The sequence below is a fragment of the Aeromonas sp. PS2Canimalfood6 genome, from assembly GCF_048276795.1.
GTDB classification, from domain to species: domain Bacteria; phylum Pseudomonadota; class Gammaproteobacteria; order Enterobacterales; family Aeromonadaceae; genus Aeromonas; species Aeromonas caviae.
Genome location: NZ_JBLUXC010000005.1, coordinates 95,356 through 113,262, shown reverse-complemented (window position 1 = coordinate 113,262; position 17,907 = coordinate 95,356). Strand labels below are relative to the sequence as shown.

The 17,907-nt window shown below is 61.9% G+C and carries 15 protein-coding genes; 5 read left to right on the top strand and 10 right to left on the bottom strand.

Translation table 11 applies throughout. From position 1 onward, the window contains the following. Window positions 1-8: 8 nt before the first annotated feature. The 4 genes from secD to queA form a co-directional block, all read right to left on the bottom strand. A complete protein-coding gene (gene secD / locus ACNPAA_RS03995) occupies window positions 9-1,862 on the bottom strand; it encodes a protein translocase subunit SecD (RefSeq protein ID WP_103242988.1) in 1,854 nt (617 codons plus the stop codon). An 18-nt stretch (window positions 1,863-1,880) separates the two neighbouring features. Beyond that, window positions 1,881-2,216: a preprotein translocase subunit YajC gene (yajC, locus tag ACNPAA_RS03990; protein ID WP_010675070.1), complete on the bottom strand. Its 336-nt coding sequence runs from the start codon at window positions 2,214-2,216 to the stop codon at window positions 1,881-1,883. A gap of 50 nt (window positions 2,217-2,266) precedes the next feature. Beyond that, complete coding sequence (tgt, locus tag ACNPAA_RS03985; protein WP_010675071.1) at window positions 2,267-3,403, bottom strand: tRNA guanosine(34) transglycosylase Tgt; 1,137 nt, start codon at window positions 3,401-3,403, stop codon at window positions 2,267-2,269. Window positions 3,404-3,521: 118 nt separating this feature from the next. Further along, entirely contained in the window at window positions 3,522-4,589 is a 1,068-nt protein-coding gene (queA, locus tag ACNPAA_RS03980) for a tRNA preQ1(34) S-adenosylmethionine ribosyltransferase-isomerase QueA (protein ID WP_010675072.1), read from the bottom strand. A gap of 211 nt (window positions 4,590-4,800) precedes the next feature. On the opposite strand from queA, the gene ACNPAA_RS03975 reads away from it, so the two are divergent. The 3 genes from ACNPAA_RS03975 (at window position 4,801) to ahpF (ending at window position 8,172) form a co-directional block, all read left to right on the top strand. Continuing rightward, window positions 4,801-5,247, top strand: a complete 447-nt coding sequence (locus tag ACNPAA_RS03975; RefSeq protein WP_010675073.1) for a CBS domain-containing protein — start codon at window positions 4,801-4,803, stop codon at window positions 5,245-5,247. A gap of 629 nt (window positions 5,248-5,876) precedes the next feature. Then, window positions 5,877-6,443: an alkyl hydroperoxide reductase subunit C gene (gene ahpC / locus ACNPAA_RS03970; protein ID WP_010675074.1), complete on the top strand. Its 567-nt coding sequence runs from the start codon at window positions 5,877-5,879 to the stop codon at window positions 6,441-6,443. A gap of 142 nt (window positions 6,444-6,585) precedes the next feature. Further along, window positions 6,586-8,172 carry an alkyl hydroperoxide reductase subunit F gene (gene ahpF, locus ACNPAA_RS03965; RefSeq protein WP_045524414.1) on the top strand — a complete coding sequence of 529 codons (1,587 nt, stop codon included), beginning with the start codon at window positions 6,586-6,588 and terminating at the stop codon, window positions 8,170-8,172. A 116-nt stretch (window positions 8,173-8,288) separates the two neighbouring features. Here ahpF and ACNPAA_RS03960 read toward each other — a convergent pair whose 3' ends face one another. Continuing rightward, window positions 8,289-9,560, bottom strand: coding sequence for an MFS transporter (locus ACNPAA_RS03960; protein ID WP_417891602.1), 1,272 nt, complete (start codon window positions 9,558-9,560; stop codon window positions 8,289-8,291). A gap of 116 nt (window positions 9,561-9,676) precedes the next feature. Between ACNPAA_RS03960 and ACNPAA_RS03955 the strand changes: the two genes are divergently transcribed. Then, window positions 9,677-9,922, top strand: a complete 246-nt coding sequence (locus ACNPAA_RS03955) for a hypothetical protein (RefSeq protein ID WP_041201636.1) — start codon at window positions 9,677-9,679, stop codon at window positions 9,920-9,922. A gap of 124 nt (window positions 9,923-10,046) precedes the next feature. On the opposite strand, the gene ACNPAA_RS03950 is transcribed toward ACNPAA_RS03955, so the two are convergent. Next, complete coding sequence (locus ACNPAA_RS03950; RefSeq protein WP_201955898.1) at window positions 10,047-10,796, bottom strand: class I SAM-dependent methyltransferase; 750 nt, start codon at window positions 10,794-10,796, stop codon at window positions 10,047-10,049. Between the two features lie 228 nt (window positions 10,797-11,024). Here ACNPAA_RS03950 and ACNPAA_RS03945 point away from each other — a divergent pair, with 228 nt between their 5' ends. Continuing rightward, complete coding sequence (locus ACNPAA_RS03945; protein WP_201955901.1) at window positions 11,025-11,510, top strand: VOC family protein; 486 nt, start codon at window positions 11,025-11,027, stop codon at window positions 11,508-11,510. A gap of 84 nt (window positions 11,511-11,594) precedes the next feature. Here ACNPAA_RS03945 and gcvP read toward each other — a convergent pair whose 3' ends face one another. From gcvP to ACNPAA_RS03925, 4 genes are all read right to left on the bottom strand, one after another. After that, window positions 11,595-14,471, bottom strand: a complete 2,877-nt coding sequence (gcvP, locus tag ACNPAA_RS03940; protein WP_171865244.1) for an aminomethyl-transferring glycine dehydrogenase — start codon at window positions 14,469-14,471, stop codon at window positions 11,595-11,597. Window positions 14,472-14,703: 232 nt separating this feature from the next. Further along, window positions 14,704-15,093 (bottom strand): glycine cleavage system protein GcvH, encoded by a 390-nt coding sequence (gene gcvH, locus ACNPAA_RS03935; RefSeq protein ID WP_010675081.1) that lies wholly within the window; start codon window positions 15,091-15,093, stop codon window positions 14,704-14,706. 76 nt (window positions 15,094-15,169) lie between these two features. After that, complete coding sequence (gene gcvT / locus ACNPAA_RS03930; protein WP_010675082.1) at window positions 15,170-16,267, bottom strand: glycine cleavage system aminomethyltransferase GcvT; 1,098 nt, start codon at window positions 16,265-16,267, stop codon at window positions 15,170-15,172. Between the two features lie 381 nt (window positions 16,268-16,648). Then, a complete protein-coding gene (locus ACNPAA_RS03925) occupies window positions 16,649-17,869 on the bottom strand; it encodes an FAD-dependent 2-octaprenylphenol hydroxylase (RefSeq protein WP_171865242.1) in 1,221 nt (406 codons plus the stop codon). Window positions 17,870-17,907 lie beyond the last annotated feature (38 nt).

Below are 17,907 nucleotides of genomic sequence, written 5' to 3'. Positions count from 1 at the left end.
TCTCTTCCTTAGATCGGCAGCTTGTCGATGCGCCGTCCACCCCAGGCCAGGTTGATGATGGCGCGGGATACCGTGATGGCAGTGAACATGGACGCCGTCAGGCCGATCCCGAGGGTCAGGGCGAAGCCCTTGATGGCACCGGTACCGATACCGAACAGGATCACGCAGGTGATGAGCGAGGTGATGTTGGAGTCGGCGATGGTGGAGAAGGCGCGGTCAAAGCCCAGGTGAATGGCTTGCTGCACCCCGCGACCATTGCGGATCTCTTCACGAATACGCTCGTAGATCAGTACGTTCGCATCCACCGCCATCCCCAGCGTCAACACGATACCGGCGATGCCCGGCAGGGTCATGGTGGCCCCCGGGATCATCGACATGATACCGACGATGAGCACCAGGTTCATGGTCAGCGCCAGATTGGCCACCCAGCCGAAGGCACGGTAGTAGATCCCCATGAAGAGCACGATCACCAGCATGGCCCAGCCGATGGCTTCCATCCCGCTGTCGATGTTCTGCTGACCCAGGCTCGGGCCTATGGTGCGCTCTTCGACGATCTGAATGGGGGCAATCAGGGCACCGGCACGCAGCAGCAGCGCCAGGTTGTGGGCTTCGTTGGCGTTGTCGATCCCGGTGATGCGGAACTGGCTACCCAGGCGAGACTGGATGGTGGCGACGTTGATCACCTCCTCCTGCTTGCGGAACTTGCGCTTGCCGTCCGGACCAGGCTGACCCACCGGCTTGTACTCGATGAAGACGGTCGCCATGCCCTTGCCAACGTTGTCCTTGGTAAAGTTGGCCATCTTGTTGCCACCCTGACCATCGAGCTTGATGTTGACCTGGGGACGGCTGTATTCATCGAAACCGGACTGGGCACCCACGATGTGGTCACCGGTCAGGATCACGCGCTTTTGCAGTACCACGGGACGACCGTTGCGATCGTTGTAGACCTTGGAGCTCGGCGGCACGCGGCCTGCGGCAGCGGCCTGGATATCGGCAGCCTCATCGACCATGTGGAACTCCAGGGTCGCGGTGGCACCCAGGATCTCCTTGGCACGGGCGGTGTCCTGGATCCCCGGCAACTCGACGATGATACGCTCACCGCCCTGCTGCTGGACCAGCGGCTCGGCCACACCCAGTTCGTTCACCCGGTTGCGGATGATGGTGATGTTCTGCTCGAGGGCATACTTCTTCACCTCTTTGACCTTGGCTTCGCTCAGAGTGGCCAGCAGGATGAAGTCATCCCCTTTCTGGTCGGTGGTGAAGACAAGATCCGCATTCTGGCGACGCAGGAAGGAGAGTGCCTTGGCCTGATCGGCCTCGTCACGGAAGACCACCTGCACCTGATCCCCGACCCGGCGTACACCGGAGTAGCGGATCTTCTGGGTGCGCAGCTCGGCGCGGAAATCCTGCACCATCTGTTCCTGCTGCTTGGCCAGCGCTTCGGCCATGTCCACTTCCATCAGGAAGTGCACACCGCCCCGCAGGTCAAGACCGAGCTTCAGGGGCGCCGCGCCGATGGCCTCAAGCCAGGCGGGGGTCGACGGTGCCAGGTTGAGGGCGGTGATGAAATTGTCGCCCAGCTTGTTGGCCACGATGTCGCGCGCCTTGAGCTGGTCTTCGGTGTTGTTGAAACGGATCAGGATGAAGCCGTGCTCGAACGCCGCATGCTTGACCGGGATCTTCGCCTCGTCGAGGGTTTCCTTCACCTGATCGAGGGTTTCTAGTTTGACTTCGGCACCACGGCTGGCAGAGACCTGCAAGGCCGGGTCTTCGCCGTAAAGATTGGGGGCTGCATATAGAAAACCGATGGCGATCACGACGATCACCATCAGGTATTTCCACAGCGGATAGCGATTTAACACGCTGTGCTCCTCGGGAGATTAGAGGGACTGGATAGAACCCTTGGGCAGAACGGCAGAGACGAAGTCACGCTTGATGGTGACCTGGGTCTGATCGTTCAGGGCCAGCACAATGTAGTCGCTGTCGGCGGAAACCTTGGCGATCTTGCCGACCAGGCCACCGGAAGTGAGCACTTCGTCGCCCTTGGAGAGGGAGCTCATCAGATTGCGATGCTCCTTGGCACGCTTGGCCTGGGGACGGTAGATCATGAAGTAGAAGATGAGACCGAACACGGCCAGCATGATGATCATTTCCATGCCACCACCCTGTGCTGCCGGAGCCGCGCCTTCTGCATACGCCTTGGAGATAATGCTCATTTAACAACCTCTTATTGATGTAGATTTGAATACTAACTTATATGTCGTTGTTATTTCACGTCATTTTCAGCCAGTGGAGGCACAGGCTTCCCTTGCCGACGGTAAAACTCAGTTACAAAGTCGTCTAATTTACCCTGCTCGATCGCGTCCCGCAAACCCTGCATCACGCGCTGGTAATAACGCAGGTTGTGGATGGTATTCAGACGGGCACCGAGGATCTCGTTGCACTTGTCCAGATGGTACAGATAGCTGCGGGTGTAGTTCTTGCAGGTGTAGCAATCGCAGTCCGCATCCAGGGTGCTGGTGTCTTCCCGGTACTTGGCGTTGCGGATCTTGACCACGCCATCGGTGGTAAAGAGATGACCGTTGCGGGCGTTGCGGGTCGGCATCACGCAGTCGAACATGTCGATACCGCGGCGCACCCCTTCCACCAGATCCTCCGGCTTGCCCACCCCCATCAGGTAGCGCGGCTTGTCGGCCGGAATTTTCGGGCAGACATGGTCAAGGATGCGATGCATGTCCTCTTTGGGCTCACCCACGGCAAGACCGCCGACCGCGTAACCGTCGAAGCCGATCTCAAGGAGACCGTCCAGCGACACATCCCGCAGCGGTTCGTAGACAGAACCCTGGATGATGCCGAACAGGGCGTTCTTGTTGCCGAGTGCATCGAACTTGTCACGGGAACGCTTGGCCCAGCGCAGGGACATCTCCATGGACTTGCGCGCTTCCTCGTAAGTGGCCGGGTACGGGGTGCACTCGTCGAAGATCATCACGATGTCGGAACCCAGATCGTACTGGATCTCCATGGACTTCTCGGGGTCGAGGAAGATCTTCTCGCCGTTGATGGGATGACGGAAGTGCACCCCCTCCTCGGTGATCTTGCGGATGTGCCCCAGACTGAACACCTGGAAACCACCGGAGTCGGTCAGGATGGGCCCCTGCCAGTTCATGAAGTCGTGCAGATCGCCGTGGGCGCGCATCACTTCCTGACCCGGGCGCAGCCAGAGGTGGAAGGTGTTGCCAAGCAGGATCTGGGCACCGGTCTCACGCACCTCTTCCGGTGTCATCCCCTTGACGGTGCCGTAGGTGCCGACCGGCATGAAGGCCGGGGTCTGGACCACACCACGCTCGAACACCAGTTGACCGCGACGGGCACGCCCATCGGTGGTTTTCAATTCAAATTTCATTGCTACCTCTATTCAGTCAGAGAAACAGTCTGACAACAAAGGGCCCGAGGGGCCCGGTAATATGAAGCCGGCCGGCATACTGACAAGCAGAGCCTGAACGACTTCTGAAGGGCAAGGCTTAACCCTGCACCCGGCGACGGGTGACGAACATGGCGTCCCCGTAGCTGAAGAAACGATACTGTCCCGCCACGGCGGCCTGATAGGCGGCCATCACGTTGTCATAGCCGGCAAAGGCGCTGACCAGCATGATCAGGGTGGATTCGGGCAGGTGGAAGTTGGTGATCATGGCATCGACCACCTGGAACTCGTAACCGGGGAAGATGAAGATGTCGGTGTCATTGAAGAAGGGCGCCAGCGGCTTGCCCTGGGCCAGGGTCGCCTTGGCTGCGCTCTCGAGGGATCGTACCGACGTGGTGCCCACCGCAACCACCCGACCGCCGCGGGCGCGGGTCGCCGCGATGGCATCCACCACCTCCTGGGGCACTTCGGCGTATTCCGAGTGCATGTGGTGATCTTCAATCTTGTCGACGCGCACCGGCTGGAAGGTGCCCGCCCCCACGTGCAGGGTCACGAAGGCCATCTCCACGCCCTTGGCACGGATCTGCTCGAGCAGCGGCTCGTCGAAGTGCAGACCGGCGGTCGGCGCCGCCACGGCACCCGGCTTCTGGTTGTAGACGGTCTGGTAGCGCTCCTTGTCGGCATCCTCGTCGGGGCGGTCGATATAGGGAGGCAACGGCATGTGGCCGATGGCATCCAGAATGGTCAGCACAGGGCGCGGGTCGAGGAAGTGGATCTCGAACAGAGCGTCGTGGCGGGCACGCATCTCGGCCTCGACGGGCACGCCGTCGGCACCGCCATCCAGAAGGAGACGGGTACCTGGCTTGGGGGACTTGGACGAGCGGACGTGCGCCAGCACGCTGTGCTCGTCCAGAATGCGCTCCACCAGCACCTCCAGCTTGCCGCCGCTGGCCTTCTGGCCAAACATGCGGGCCGGAATAACCCGGGTATTGTTGAACACCAGCAGATCGCCGGGGTTGAGCTGGTCAAGCACATCGACAAAATGACCGTGGCGCAGGGCGCCGGTTTGACCATCGAGCTGCAGCAGGCGGCTGGCGGTACGCTCCGCCATGGGGTAGCGGGCAATCAGCTCGTCTGGCAGATCAAAATGAAAATCGGATACTTGCATCTTTCACCTCGGGGGAATCGGCGGCTAGTCTAGTTATCCCCCTCTTCCAAGGCAACCCAAAAGACTAAAAACCCAAGGAAGACAAGGGATAGCGGGCCATTTTGTGAGGTTGGGCCCGTTAAAAAACCTTTAAGGTTTTGTATTGACCCCGATCATGTTCTGGCGACGGGGGCTGGGCTAGGGTGGAAGCAGACACACAAGGAGGCCCACCATGATGACCCTCTCCGAGATCATGACTGAACACCCCTTTACCCTGGGTCCGGAAAACAGCGTCAAGCAGGCGATGGAGCTGATGCAGCAGGAGCGGATCCGTCACGTTCCCATCGTCGATGAACACCAGCATCTGCTCGGTCTGGTCACCCTCTCGGACATCCTGGCCACCCGTGAATCCAAGCTGCTGCTGATCAATCCGGAGCGGGAGGCGGAGTTCACCGACAGCGTCCAGCTCGACGAGATCATGACCCGTCAGGTGGCGAGCGTGGATCCCCACGCCGGCATCAAGGAGGCAGCTCTGTATCTGCAGCGCCACAAATATGGCTGTCTGCCGGTACTCAAGGGGCGCAAGCTGGTTGGCATCGTCACCGAGTCGGACTTCATCGCCGTGGCCATCAATCTGCTGGAGCTGATGGAGGAGCAGGAGCCCCCAACCGACTTTTGATCTTAAAATTATGTAATAAAATTACAATAAAAGCGTTTTCAGCCTAATTAAACGGCTATTCAAGTGAAACACTTTCAATTTGACTGTAAAATTACACCACAAAACTTGCGTTGTGACATTCATCACACTATGATGCCCACCATGCAATGGTTGCCGAAGAGGAGATGAGGATTGTGCACCCGCCATCTTCTCTTCATATGTCTGCAAGTTTGCACACCCCGTAGTTAGTCTTTGCTGTAAAGCATATTTATCGCCATTCCTTGTTTGATGACCCGGCCCTGTCTGTGCGACGGCGCCGGGATTTTTTTATCCCTCTTTTTTCTACTGCGCCGCCTCGTCTGCCCCCTTCTCTGCTCACGCAATGAAAACAAATCCGGCCCAGCCCTTGAAAATGTGACATGCAGGACAGAAATTGAACTTCGACAATGAGTTATCTCCGAAGGCCTGAGATATTCATGTTAGGTACAGTTGTGATGATCTATCTAATAAATAGATTTATGTGATTCAAAATTGTGGCTTTGACCGATTAGAAAAAGTCACTATGATGACTCCATCGAAAGTTAAGCGCCTCGTCTGGCACGACTCTTCAACACCAGACAGGCATATGTACATCACCAAGGAGCAAATACATGTCTACCTACATCAACACTGAAATCAAGCCGTTCAACGCCACCGCCTACCACAATGGCAAATTCGTTCAGGTGTCTGACGCTGACCTGAAAGGCAAGTGGTCCGTGGTGTTCTTCTACCCGGCTGATTTCACCTTCGTCTGCCCGACCGAGCTGGGCGACCTGGCCGACAACTACGCCGAATTCCAGAAGCTGGGCGTCGAGATCTACGCCGTCTCCACCGACACCCACTTCACCCACAAGGCCTGGCACGACACTTCTGACACCATCCAGAAGATCCAGTACCCGATGATCGGCGACCCCACCGGCACCATCACCCGCAACTTCGGCGTGATGATCGAAGAAGCTGGCCTGGCTGACCGCGGTACCTTCGTCATCGACCCGCAAGGCGTCATCCAGATCGTTGAAATCAACGCTGGCGGCATCGGCCGTGACGCACTGGAACTGCTGCGCAAGGTCAAGGCTGCCCAGTACGTTGCTTCCCACCCGGGTGAAGTGTGCCCGGCCAAGTGGAAAGAAGGCGACGCCACCCTGGCCCCGTCCCTGGATCTGGTAGGCAAAATCTAAGCCTCCCCGCTCTGAAGACCGGCCCGTTCAAGGGCCGGTCTTGTTTACGGCCCTCAGAAAATGCGCCGGTCTGCTGTGTGGACCTCTGTTTTCTGTATCCGGTCATCGTGCCGACCCGCATTCAGCAAGAAGGAATTCGACCATGTTAGATACCAACCTCAAACAACAACTCAACGGTTACTTGCAGTACATCGTCAATCCCATCGAGATCAGCGTGTCCGGCAATGACAGCGACAAATCCGCCGAACTCCTGGCATTGGCCAGCGAGATCGCCGAGATGTCCCCCAAAATTTCCCTGACCGATGGTCGTAACGCCCGCAAGCCTTCCATGAGCATCGCGCCCCAGGGCCAGACCCCGCGCGTGCACTTTGCCGGCATTCCCATGGGTCATGAATTCACCTCCCTGGTGCTCGCCCTGCTGCAAAGCGGCGGTCACCCCTCCAAGGCCGATCCGGCCGTGCTGGAGCAGGTGAAGAACCTCAAGGGCGAGTTCCACTTCGAGACCTATATTTCCCTCTCCTGCCACAACTGTCCGGACGTGGTACAGGCCCTGAACCTGATGTCCACCCTGAATCCCGGCATCACCCACACCATGATCGACGGTGCCCTGTTCCAGGATGAGGTGAACGAGCGTCAAATCATGGCGGTCCCGAACGTCTACCTGAACGGTCAGCCGTTCAGCCAGGGCCGCATTTCGCTGGAAGAGATCGTCGCCAAACTCGACACCGGCGCTGCCGAGCGCAAGGCGCAAGAGCTGAGCGAAAAAGCGCCTTATGACGTGCTGGTGGTGGGCGGTGGCCCGGCCGGCGCCGCCGCGGCCATCTATGCCGCCCGCAAAGGCATTCGCACCGCCATTGTCGCCGAGCGTTTCGGTGGCCAGGTGATGGACACCGTCGGCATCGAGAACTTCATCTCCGTGCCCTACACCGAGGGCCCCAAGCTGGCCGCCAGCCTGGAGCAGCACGTCAAGCAGTACGGCGTGGAAGTGATCACCGAGCAGCGTGCCGCCGCCATCAGCAAGGATGGTTACGTCAACGTGGACCTCGCCTCCGGTGCCACCTTGAAGAGCCGCGCCGTGATCCTGGCGACCGGTGCCCGCTGGCGCGACCTGAACGTGCCGGGTGAACTCGAGTACCGTACCAAGGGTGTGGCCTACTGCCCCCACTGTGACGGCCCCTTCTTCAAGGGCAAGCGGGTTGCGGTGATCGGGGGCGGCAACTCCGGCATCGAGGCGGCCATCGATCTGGCTGGCATCGTCGAGCACGTCACCGTGGTGGAGTTCGCCGATACCCTGCGTGCCGACGACGTGCTGCAGAAGAAGGCCCGCTCCATGGGCAACATTGACATCATCATGAGCGCCCGCACCACCGAAGTGATCGGCGACGGCAGCAAGGTGGTGGGCATGGACTACGAAGATCGCACTACCGGCGAGATCAAGCATCTGGCGGTAGCCGGCATCTTCGTCCAGATCGGTCTGGTGCCGAACACCGAGTTCCTCAAGGGGAGCGAAGTGGCCCTGACCCGCTTTGGCGAAATCGAGATCGACACCAAGGGTGCCACCTCCCTGCCCGGCGTCTATGCCGCAGGGGATGCCACCACGGTGCCGTTCAAGCAGATCATCATCTCCATGGGGGCAGGTGCCACCGCCGCCCTGGGTGCGTTTGATTACCTCATTCGCAACCCGGCGCCGGAAGCACAAGCTACCCAGGCCGATGCCGTGACCGCCTGATAACCGCCCAACAAAAAACCGACTCCCTGGAGTCGGTTTTTTTATCCCTGTCGTTGGGTCGCCAGCCTTCAGCGCCCCTGCGGCGCGTCCCTCTCCTGCCCCTCTTCACTCACCGCTCACTCTTCTGCATCAGGCACGGCATAGCTCGCCGGCACTGCCTCCCCTTCCAGATCCGTTCTTGGCTCCAGCTCCGCCGTCATGGGGGTGTTGGGGGGCACCGGCATGAAGACCTGATGCTCCGTCAGCGGAATGGGGGCTCGCTTACGCCTGCGCCAGCCGAGATAGGCCGACAGCAGCAGACCGCACAGGGCAAAGTAGACGAACAGCCCCTGTGGTCCGAACGTTGCCATGGTAAAGGGGGCCAGCAGCGGACCCGTCATGGCTCCCAGGCTGTAGGCAAGCAGCAACCCCTGGTTTGCCCCCAGCACCTGATCCGGGCGCAGTTCATCGCAGGCATGGCTGAGGCTCAAGGGATAGATGGAGAACGCCATGCCCCCCAGCAGGAAGACAAGAGTCCCCTCGATTGGCTCGCGCCAGGGCCCCGGCAGCAGCACCATCAGCAACGCGATCAGGGTCAGCAGGGCGCAGAGCAGCAGGATCACCAACCGTCTGTCGTAACGATCAGATGCACGCCCGATGGGATACTGCAGACACATCCCCCCCAGGATCACCAGCGCCATCATGTCCGCCACCTGGGAGAGGGAGGCGCCGCTGTCGGTGAAATAGAGCGGCAACAGCCCATAGATGGCCCCGAGGATGAGGCCCGAGGTAAAGCTGCTGCCCATCCCCGCCGGAGTGAGGCGCACCAGCTCCAGCATTCCCACCGGCTGGGGTGCCACCATGGCCGGCGTCGCCACTCGGGAGAGAGCCAGAGGCACCACGGAGAGAGTCGCCGCCATGGCGCACAGGGCGAACGGCGTCAGCACCATGGGGTCCACCTGCTTGAGCTGCAGCTGGCCCAGGGCGAGTGAGCCGTACAGCAGGATCATGTAGAGGGACATCAACCGCCCCCGGTTCGCCGGGGTGCTTGAGACCAGCATCCAGGACTCCAGCACCACGAACAGGCCGCCGGTGGCAAACCCCCCGATCAGCCGCAGCGCCGCCCAGGTGACAGGCTCCACCACCATGCCGTGCAGCAGAAACAGAAAACAGAGCAGGGAGGCATAAGCCGCATAGGCCCGGATATGCCCCACCCGGGTGATGAGGCGGGCATTGATGAAGGTCCCCAGCACCAGGCCGCCGAAATAGGCAGCCGACACCAGACCGATGGCCTGGGCGGACACCTGCTCGGCGGAGAGACGCACCGTCAGCAGGGTATTGAACAGACCGTGACCCAGAATGAAGATCACCAGACTGGTCAGGGGGGACAGCAACCTTGTCAGTGCCATGGAGCCTCCTCGCAATAAAAGGGTCATGGTAGCCCCTGCCTCCCGCCCCCTTCAACCCGAATGCCCTCCCCCTGCGGGGCTATGCTTGACGGGAACCCCACATGGAGATCCGAAAGATGAGACTCATGCTGTTGTTGGCCGCCCTGCTCTTTTGCGGCAGCGCCCTCGCCTTCCACTGCCCCATGGACATGAAGAAGATAGACGACGCCCTGGCCGCAGGCCCCGCCCTCAGTGCCGAGCAACTGGCCGAGGTGAAGCAGTTGAGGGCGGACGGAGAGACCCTGCACAACGCGGGCAAGCATCAGGAATCGGTCGATACCCTGGCCAAGGCCATGGCCATTCTCAGCATCGATCAGGGCTGATACCGCCCCTTCGCCGCGCAACGGTCTCATTCGCATCGCCCGGATGCAGACCGCCAAAATGAAACAAGGCCCTCGCCATCACTGGCGGGGGCCTTTTCACTGCGGATGTCAGCGCTGAACGGGGCTACACCCGGCCACTGTAGACCAGGGTGGAATAGTTGAAGGCTATCTTGCCGTCAACGGCATGGCGAGCAAACTCGCGGCGAACGAGCGCCGTCATCTGATCGTGGGCCGGCGTGCCCGCCACAGGCGCATAGGAGGAGGAGTTGAGCCGTCCAAGCACCCCGTCAAGATCGAATAGCTGGCTGTTCTCGAAGCGATCGAGCCGGTACTCCCCGGTGAAGAAGGCGCGAAAATCCGCCTCACCGAGGTTGCGATGATTGACCTCCTCGTAATCCCCCGAGTAGGCGTGCAGCCCCTCTTCATAGGCCTTGAGAAACGGGGTGTTCGTCAGCCTGTCATTCCAGATGAGGGCGACCTGGCCACCGGGCTTGAGCAGCCGCTGGCACTCCTGCCGAAAAGCCGCGCGATCGAACCAGTGAAACGCCTGGGCGACCGTGACCAGATCCATCGCCCCCGTGGGCAGGCCCGTGGCTTCCGCACTGCCGTGCAGCCAGCCGATGTTCCCCACCTGGGCGAGCAGCCGTTTGGCGGCTGCCCGCATATCGTCGTTGGGCTCCACCGCCCAGACCCGCGCGACCCGGGGGGCCAGCAGGGCGGTCAGGATGCCGGTGCCGGCGCCGATGTCGGCCACCTGGGACTCGGGCCCCATGGCCAGCTCCCTTGCCAGAAAATCCAGCATGGCGGCGGGATAACCGGGTCGATATTTCACATAGGCCTCGACCCGGGTCGAGAATCGCTGGGTACTGTCCATGGCAGACTCCTCTCTTGCTGCGGCCTTCATGCCGGCTCCCGGCCTGGTGACCAGGATCCCCATGCCACTACACTTGACCCCATCATGCAAGCCCCAAGCGGGTGGCAAACGGCGTACAGGCTGGCTTGTCACCCAGCGAAGCAGCAGGCGCTGCGGGCGGCAGGATACCCATCGGGGCGCCCGCTCACGGGCGTCGAAGGACAAACACCAGGATGGAGCTGCGACACAATGAGACCAGTCAAGAACAGGATTTGCCTCTGGTATGACGGGGATGCCGAGGAGGCGGCACGGTTTTACGCCAGCCTCTTCCCCGACTCCGCAGTCGGTGCCGTACACCGGGCCCCGGCCGACTATCCCGCTGGCAAGGAAGGAGACGTGCTGACGGTCGAGTTCAGGGTGATGGGGATCCCCTGCCTCGGCCTCAACGGCGGGCCCGGGGTCAGCCACAACTGGGCGTTCTCGTTTCAGGTGGCTACCCAGGACCAGGCCGAGACGGATCGCTACTGGCACGCCATCATCGACCATGGCGGTCAGGCGAGCGAGTGCGGCTGGTGTCAGGACAAGTGGGGCATCTCCTGGCAGATCACCCCTCAGGTCCTCACCGAGGCGATCACCGATCCCGACCCCGAGGCTGCGAGGCGCGCCTTCGAGGCCATGATGCAGATGGACAAGATTGACATTGCCACCATCGAGGCGGCGCGCCGGGGCGAGTAGCCCGTTCGCGCGGGCGCCACACACAACAAGGCCACCCCTGGGGTGGCCTTGTGCGTATTGGCTGTCAGTCCTACAGCGCCGCGATTACTTGGCGTAATCCTCGGTGGGCACGCAGGAGCAGAACAGGTTGCGATCGCCATAGACGTCGTCGATGCGGTTGACCGACGGCCACAGCTTGCTGGCGCGCACGGCGTCGGACGGGAAGACCGCCTCGGCGCGGCTGTAGCCACGGTTCCACTCTGCATCCATCACGTCGTCCTGGGTGTGCGGCGCATGGACCAGGGGGTTGTCGGCGAGGCTCCAGTGACCGTCCTGCACCCGGGCAATCTCGGCGCGGATGGCGGTCATGGCTTCCACGAAGCGATCCAGCTCGCGCTTGGATTCGGATTCGGTCGGCTCGACCATCAGGGTACCCGCTACCGGAAAGCTCATGGTCGGCGCGTGGAAGCCGTAGTCCATCAGGCGCTTGGCCACGTCCATCTCGCTGATGCCACTGGCTTCTTTGAGCGGGCGGATGTCCAGGATGCACTCGTGGGCCACCCGACCGTTGCGACCTGTATAGAGCACGGGGAAGGACTCGCCGAGCTTCTTGGCCAGGTAGTTGGCGTTGAGGATGGCGACCTGGGTGGATTTCTTGAGCCCCTCGTCACCCAGCATGGCGATGTACATCCAGCTGATGGGCAGGATGCTGGCCGAGCCGAACGGGGCGGCAGACACGGCGCCGTTGTCACGGCTCTCCTTGTCGGTCTTGACCACGGCGTGACCGGCCACAAACGGTGCCAGGTGTTTCTTCACGCCGATGGGGCCCATGCCCGGACCACCACCGCCATGAGGAATGGCGAAGGTCTTGTGCAGGTTGAGGTGAGAGACGTCCGCGCCGATAAAGCCTGGCGCCGTCAGCCCGACCTGCGCGTTCATGTTGGCGCCGTCGAGGTACACCTGACCACCATACTGGTGAACGATGTCGCACACCTCCTTGATGGTCTCCTCGTACACCCCGTGGGTGGAGGGGTAGGTCACCATCAGGCAGGAGAGCTGGTCTCCGACCTCGGCGGCCTTGGCCCGCAGGTCGTCCAGATCCACGTTGCCTGCCTTGTCACAGGCGGTGACGATGACCTTGAGGCCCGCCATCTGGGCGGAAGCCGGGTTGGTGCCGTGGGCAGAGGCCGGGATGAGGCAGACATCGCGATGCCCCTCGCCGCGAGACTCGTGGTACTTCTTGATGGCCAAGAGGCCCGCGTATTCGCCCTGAGCGCCGGAGTTGGGCTGCATGCAAACCGCATCGTAGCCGGTCACCTTCACCAGCCAGTCTTCCAGATCTGCCAGCAGCAGCTGGTAACCCTGGGTCTGCTTGAGCGGCGCGAAGGGGTGCAGCTTGCCGAATTCAGGCCAGGTCACCGGGATCATCTCGGCGGTGGCGTTGAGCTTCATGGTGCAGGAGCCCAAGGAGATCATGGCGTAGTTCAGGGCCAGATCTTTCGCTTCGAGACGGTGGATGTAGCGCAGCATCTCGGTCTCGGAGTGGTACTTGTTGAATACCTCGTGGGTCAGCACGGCGTCGGTGCGCAGCAGGTCTTGCGGAATGGCGTGATGAGTCTGGGCGGCCTGGTCGAGGGCCTCCACATCGAGGCCGTGACCCGCCCCAAGGAACAGGTCGAACAGCTCGGCCACATCGCCTCGGGTGGTGGTTTCAGAGAGGGACACACCGAGCGCACCGTCCAGATCCGCACGCAGGTTGATACCGAGCCCTTCGGCCTTGGCAATGAGTGCAGCCTTGTCAGACGTCAGGACTGTGAGGGTATCGAACCAGCTTCCGTGCTTGAGGGCCACGCCCTTGGCGGTGAGGCCGAGCGCCAGGATGGTGGTCAGACGGTGCACGCGGGAGGCGATGGTCTTGAGCCCCACCGGGCCGTGGTAGACGGCGTAGAAGCTCGCCATGTTGGCCAGCAGCACCTGGGCGGTACAGATGTTGGAGTTGGCCTTCTCGCGGCGGATGTGCTGCTCGCGGGTCTGCATGGCCATGCGCAGGGCGCTCTTGCCACGGGCATCCTTGGAGACGCCGATGATCCGGCCCGGCATGGAGCGCTTGTAGGCGTCGCGGGTGGCGAAGAAGGCGGCGTGGGGGCCACCGTAACCCATGGGCACACCGAAGCGCTGGGCACTGCCGAACACCACGTCGGCACCCAGTTCACCTGGGGATTTGAGCAGCAGCAGGGAGAGCATGTCGGTCCCGACGCAGGCCAGCCCCTTCTGGGCCTGGACGGCGGCAATGAGGGAACGCAGATCGGCCACATTGCCGGTGGTGCCCGGGTACTGGAACATGGCACCGAATACCTCTTCGCTCACGGCCTCGCCCGCAGGGCCGACCACCACATCGAAACCGAAGTGGACCGCGCGCTCCTTGACCACGTCGATCACCTGGGGGTGAACGTCGTCGGCCACGAAGAAGAGGTTGGATTTGGATTTGGCCATGCGCTTGGCCAGCGCCATGGCTTCAGCGGCGGCGGTGGCTTCATCGAGCAGGGAGGCGCTCGCCAGATCCATGCCGGTCAAGTCCAGGGTCAGCTGCTGGAAGTTGAGCAGGGCTTCGAGACGGCCCTGGGCCAGCTCGGGCTGATAGGGGGTGTAGGCGGTGTACCAGCCCGGGTTTTCCAGCACGTTGCGCAGGATGACGTGGGGCACGTGGGTGTCGTGGTAGCCCATGCCGATGTAGCTCTTGGCGATCTGGTTCTTGGCCGCATAGCCCTTGAGCTTGGCCAGGGCCTCCACTTCGGTCATGGGGGCGCCGATACCAAGCGGCCCCGGACGACGGATGGCGGCGGGGACCGTCTGCTCAATCAGATCGTCCAGGCTCTCGGCCCCCACGGTGGCGAGCAGGGCCCGCAGTTCTTCCTCACCCGGGCCGATATGACGGCGGATGAAATCGGTTTTTTGCTCGAGTTCAAACAGTGACTGGGTCATTTCCCTATTTCCTGGTAATAGGTCCTGGCATGACATCCTGACAACCAAGACCTGATGTTCCTGTAGCCGGTCGAAACCGGCTCCACTCATGTTCTGTGTCCGCCGCGGGCAGACGGGGAATGCGGCAAGGGCATCCCGAAGGCGCAAAGGCTGCGCCCATTCTGCAACCGCCATGGCCGCAGGATGGCAGTCATACAAGAGGGCCCTGCTGTGTTGGCAGGGCCCGGGGGCATTACTCTTCGTCCACCACGTTCTGGTAGCCTTCGGCATCCAGCAGGTTGGCGAGCTCGCCCGCGTCGTCCAGCTTGATGCGGAACAGCCAGCCGGCGCCGTAGGGGTCGGAGTTGACCAGCTCGGGGCTGCCTTCCAGCTCCTCGTTGACGGCCAGGATCTCGCCGCTCACCGGGCTGTAGATGTCGGAGGCGGCCTTGACGGACTCCGCCACGGCGCAATCTTCACCGGCGCTCACCTGCTTGCCCACTTCCGGCAGATCGACGAACACCATGTCCCCCAGCAGATCCTGGGCGTGCTCGGTGATGCCGACCACGGCTTCGCCGTTGGCTTCAACACGGACCCACTCGTGGGAGGTGGCATATTTCAGTTCGCTCGGGATATGGCTCATTTGTGCTTCCTTTATGCTCTTGGATCGCTTCAACAAAAATGGGGCGGCGAAGGTCAACCCTCGCCGCAATCAATGATTACACCAGCGGCTGGCCGTTGCGCACGAAGGCCGGCTTGGTGACTTTCACGGTGACCTGCTTCTTGCGGATCTCCACCTGGGCCTGTTCACCGATATCACGGGGCACCCGCGCCAGGGCAATGCTGTAACCCAGGGTGGGCGAGAAGGAGCCGGAGGTGATCACCCCTTCCCGTGTCTCGCCGCTCTCGCTGGTGAAGGTGACCGGCATGCCGGCACGCAGCACGCCCTTTTCTTCCATCACCAGACCCACCAGCTTGGGCTGGTTGCCGGCGGCCTTCTGGGCTTCCAGGGCGGCGCGGCCGATGAATTGGCGGGAGGCAGGCTCCCAGGCCAGGGTCCAGGCCATGTTGGCGGCGAGCGGAGAGATTGACTCGTCCATGTCCTGACCGTAGAGGTTCATGCCCGCTTCCAGGCGCAGGGTATCACGGGCACCCAGGCCACAAGGGGCCACGCCGTTGTCCAGCAGGGCCTGCCACAGATCGCACGCCTTCTCTTGGGGGACCACGATCTCGTAGCCATCTTCGCCGGTGTAGCCGGTGGTGGCGATGAAGAGATCCCCGGCCTGCACACCGAAGAAGGGCTTCATCCCTTCGACCGCCGCATTCTGCTCGGGGGTGAACACCTTGGCCGCCTTGGCCTTGGCGTGGGGGCCCTGCACCGCGATCATGGCAAGCTCGGGGCGCTCGGTCACGCTCACGGCAAAGTCGATGGCGTGATGGCGGATCCAGGCCAGATCCTTCTCGCGGGTGGCGGAGTTCACCACCAGGCGGTAGAAGGTATCGGTCAGGAAATAGGTGATGAGGTCATCGATGACGCCGCCTTCCGGATTGAGCATGCCACTGTAGAGGGCCTTGCCGGGGACGGTGAGTTTGGCCACGTCGTTGGCCAGCAGGTGTTGCAGGAAGGCTTTGACCCGCTCGCCGGTCAAATCGACGATGGTCATGTGGGAGACATCGAACATGCCTGCATCGGTGCGCACCACATGGTGCTCTTCCAACTGGGAACCGTAGTTGATGGGCATCTCCCAACCGTGGAAGTCCACCATCTTGGCACCCGCTTCCAGGTGTTTCGGATGCAATACAGTAGTCTGGATCATCGCTGTGTTTCCTTAAGCGTTCGCGACAACACTCGCAATCCGCCCCGGCTCGTCGGGAACTACGGACCACAAGCTCTGTGCTCGTTCCCGCCCGGGCGGGCAGGAGTGATTCCTTGAACGGAGCGGATTATATGACAAGCGTGCCAGGGCACCGCTCAAAAAAAACTAATCCTCACCCAACTCACTGACACCAGACACTAAGGCAAAAACAGTGATAAAAACAGCCAAAACCGCGCCATTACGGGATTTAATGTTGATTTTTACCGTCCCGTCACAATTTACAGAAAAACGTTTCGCTTCTCGCCAACATTAAAGGCTGACACCCCGAAGGGGCATCTCGCCCTGTCAGATTAGTTTTTTTGTTAAAACCCCGGGGTAATATTAGATTTTTTCACCTTTGGCCAGGGTGGGCAGCTCCCCATCCAGCCCCATGGCGGCCCGGATCATGCCCTGCTTGAGGGGACCAAGACCGTCGACGGCGCGAAGCCCCACCCCGCGCACCAGCTTCTTGAGGGGGTTGCTGCCCGCAAACAGTCGCTTGAGCCCCTCCATGGCCGCCAGCATGCGCGCCGCCTCGCTCTTGCGCCAGCGCTCGTAGCCCCGCAGGTTGGCGAGCAGGCCGATGTCCGCGCCCTTGCCGTGATGAATGAGGATCTGCTCCGCCAGGGCGGCGGCATCCAGCAAGCCCAGATTCACCCCCTGCCCCGCCAGCGGGTGGATGGTGTGGGCCGCATCCCCCACCAGCACCAGGCGCTCGCGGGCAAAGTCGCGGGCGTAGCGGGCGGTGAGCGGAATGGCGCTGCGAGCCCCCTCCACCTTGCACAGCCCGAGGCGCCCATCAAAGGCGGCGGTGAGCTGGCGGTTGAAGCCGTCGTCATCCAGGGCGCAGAGCGCCTCGGCGCGGGCCGCGGGCACAGACCACACGATGGAGCAGAGGTCGGGCTGCCACAGGGGCAGGAAGGCGAGCGGCCCCTGGGGGGTGAAGATCTGGCGCGCCACCGCCTCATGGGGCTCGGCACAACGCACCGTCGCCACCAGGGCGTGATGACCGTAATCCCAGCTGGTGAGGGGAATGTCTGCCTGACGGCGCACCCAGGAGTGGGCGCCGTCGGCGGCCACCAGCAGCTTGGCCGAGAGGGCCCGGCCATCTTCCAGCAGCAGCAGGGCGCCCGCTGGCCCGCACTGCAGGCTGGTGGCCCGGGCCGGGGTCAGCATCTGGATATTGCTGGCCCCCGCGATGGCGTCCAGCAGCGCAAGCTGGATCACCCGGTTCTCGACGATGTGGCCAAGGGCCCCCTGACGCAGGCTGGCGGCATCGAAATCGATGTGGCCGAAACTGTCCTGCTCCCACACCTGCATCTTCTCGTAGGGCTGCAGGCGGCGCGCCACTATGCCGTCCCAGGCGCCGACCCCTTGCAGGATGTGCTGACTCGCGAGGCTCAGGGCACTGACCCTGTTGTCCGGCGTCTCACCGAGCGTTGCATCGGGCAGCCGGCCTTCCACGATGGCCACCTTGATCGCCCGGTTCTTGAGGGCGGCAGCGAGCCCCAGGCCCACCATGCCCCCCCCCACGATCACCACATCCACATCTTGCATCTGCATTCTCTTGTGTCCTTTCCGGGCGAGTCGCCAGGATCTGC

Coding starts and splice junctions, on each gene's coding strand:
- ACNPAA_RS03925 (WP_171865242.1), bottom strand. CDS start 17,869: ATGCAGATGCAAGATGTGGATGTGGTGATCGTGGGGGGGGGCATGGTG.
- ACNPAA_RS03955 (WP_041201636.1), top strand. CDS start 9,677: ATGAGACTCATGCTGTTGTTGGCCGCCCTGCTCTTTTGCGGCAGCGCC.
- gcvP (WP_171865244.1), bottom strand. CDS start 14,471: ATGACCCAGTCACTGTTTGAACTCGAGCAAAAAACCGATTTCATCCGC.
- tgt (WP_010675071.1), bottom strand. CDS start 3,403: ATGAAATTTGAATTGAAAACCACCGATGGGCGTGCCCGTCGCGGTCAA.
- ACNPAA_RS03945 (WP_201955901.1), top strand. CDS start 11,025: ATGAGACCAGTCAAGAACAGGATTTGCCTCTGGTATGACGGGGATGCC.
- ACNPAA_RS03975 (WP_010675073.1), top strand. CDS start 4,801: ATGATGACCCTCTCCGAGATCATGACTGAACACCCCTTTACCCTGGGT.
- ahpC (WP_010675074.1), top strand. CDS start 5,877: ATGTCTACCTACATCAACACTGAAATCAAGCCGTTCAACGCCACCGCC.
- yajC (WP_010675070.1), bottom strand. CDS start 2,216: ATGAGCATTATCTCCAAGGCGTATGCAGAAGGCGCGGCTCCGGCAGCA.
- ACNPAA_RS03950 (WP_201955898.1), bottom strand. CDS start 10,796: ATGGACAGTACCCAGCGATTCTCGACCCGGGTCGAGGCCTATGTGAAA.
- ACNPAA_RS03960 (WP_417891602.1), bottom strand. CDS start 9,560: ATGGCACTGACAAGGTTGCTGTCCCCCCTGACCAGTCTGGTGATCTTC.
- queA (WP_010675072.1), bottom strand. CDS start 4,589: ATGCAAGTATCCGATTTTCATTTTGATCTGCCAGACGAGCTGATTGCC.
- gcvT (WP_010675082.1), bottom strand. CDS start 16,267: ATGATCCAGACTACTGTATTGCATCCGAAACACCTGGAAGCGGGTGCC.
- gcvH (WP_010675081.1), bottom strand. CDS start 15,093: ATGAGCCATATCCCGAGCGAACTGAAATATGCCACCTCCCACGAGTGG.
- ahpF (WP_045524414.1), top strand. CDS start 6,586: ATGTTAGATACCAACCTCAAACAACAACTCAACGGTTACTTGCAGTAC.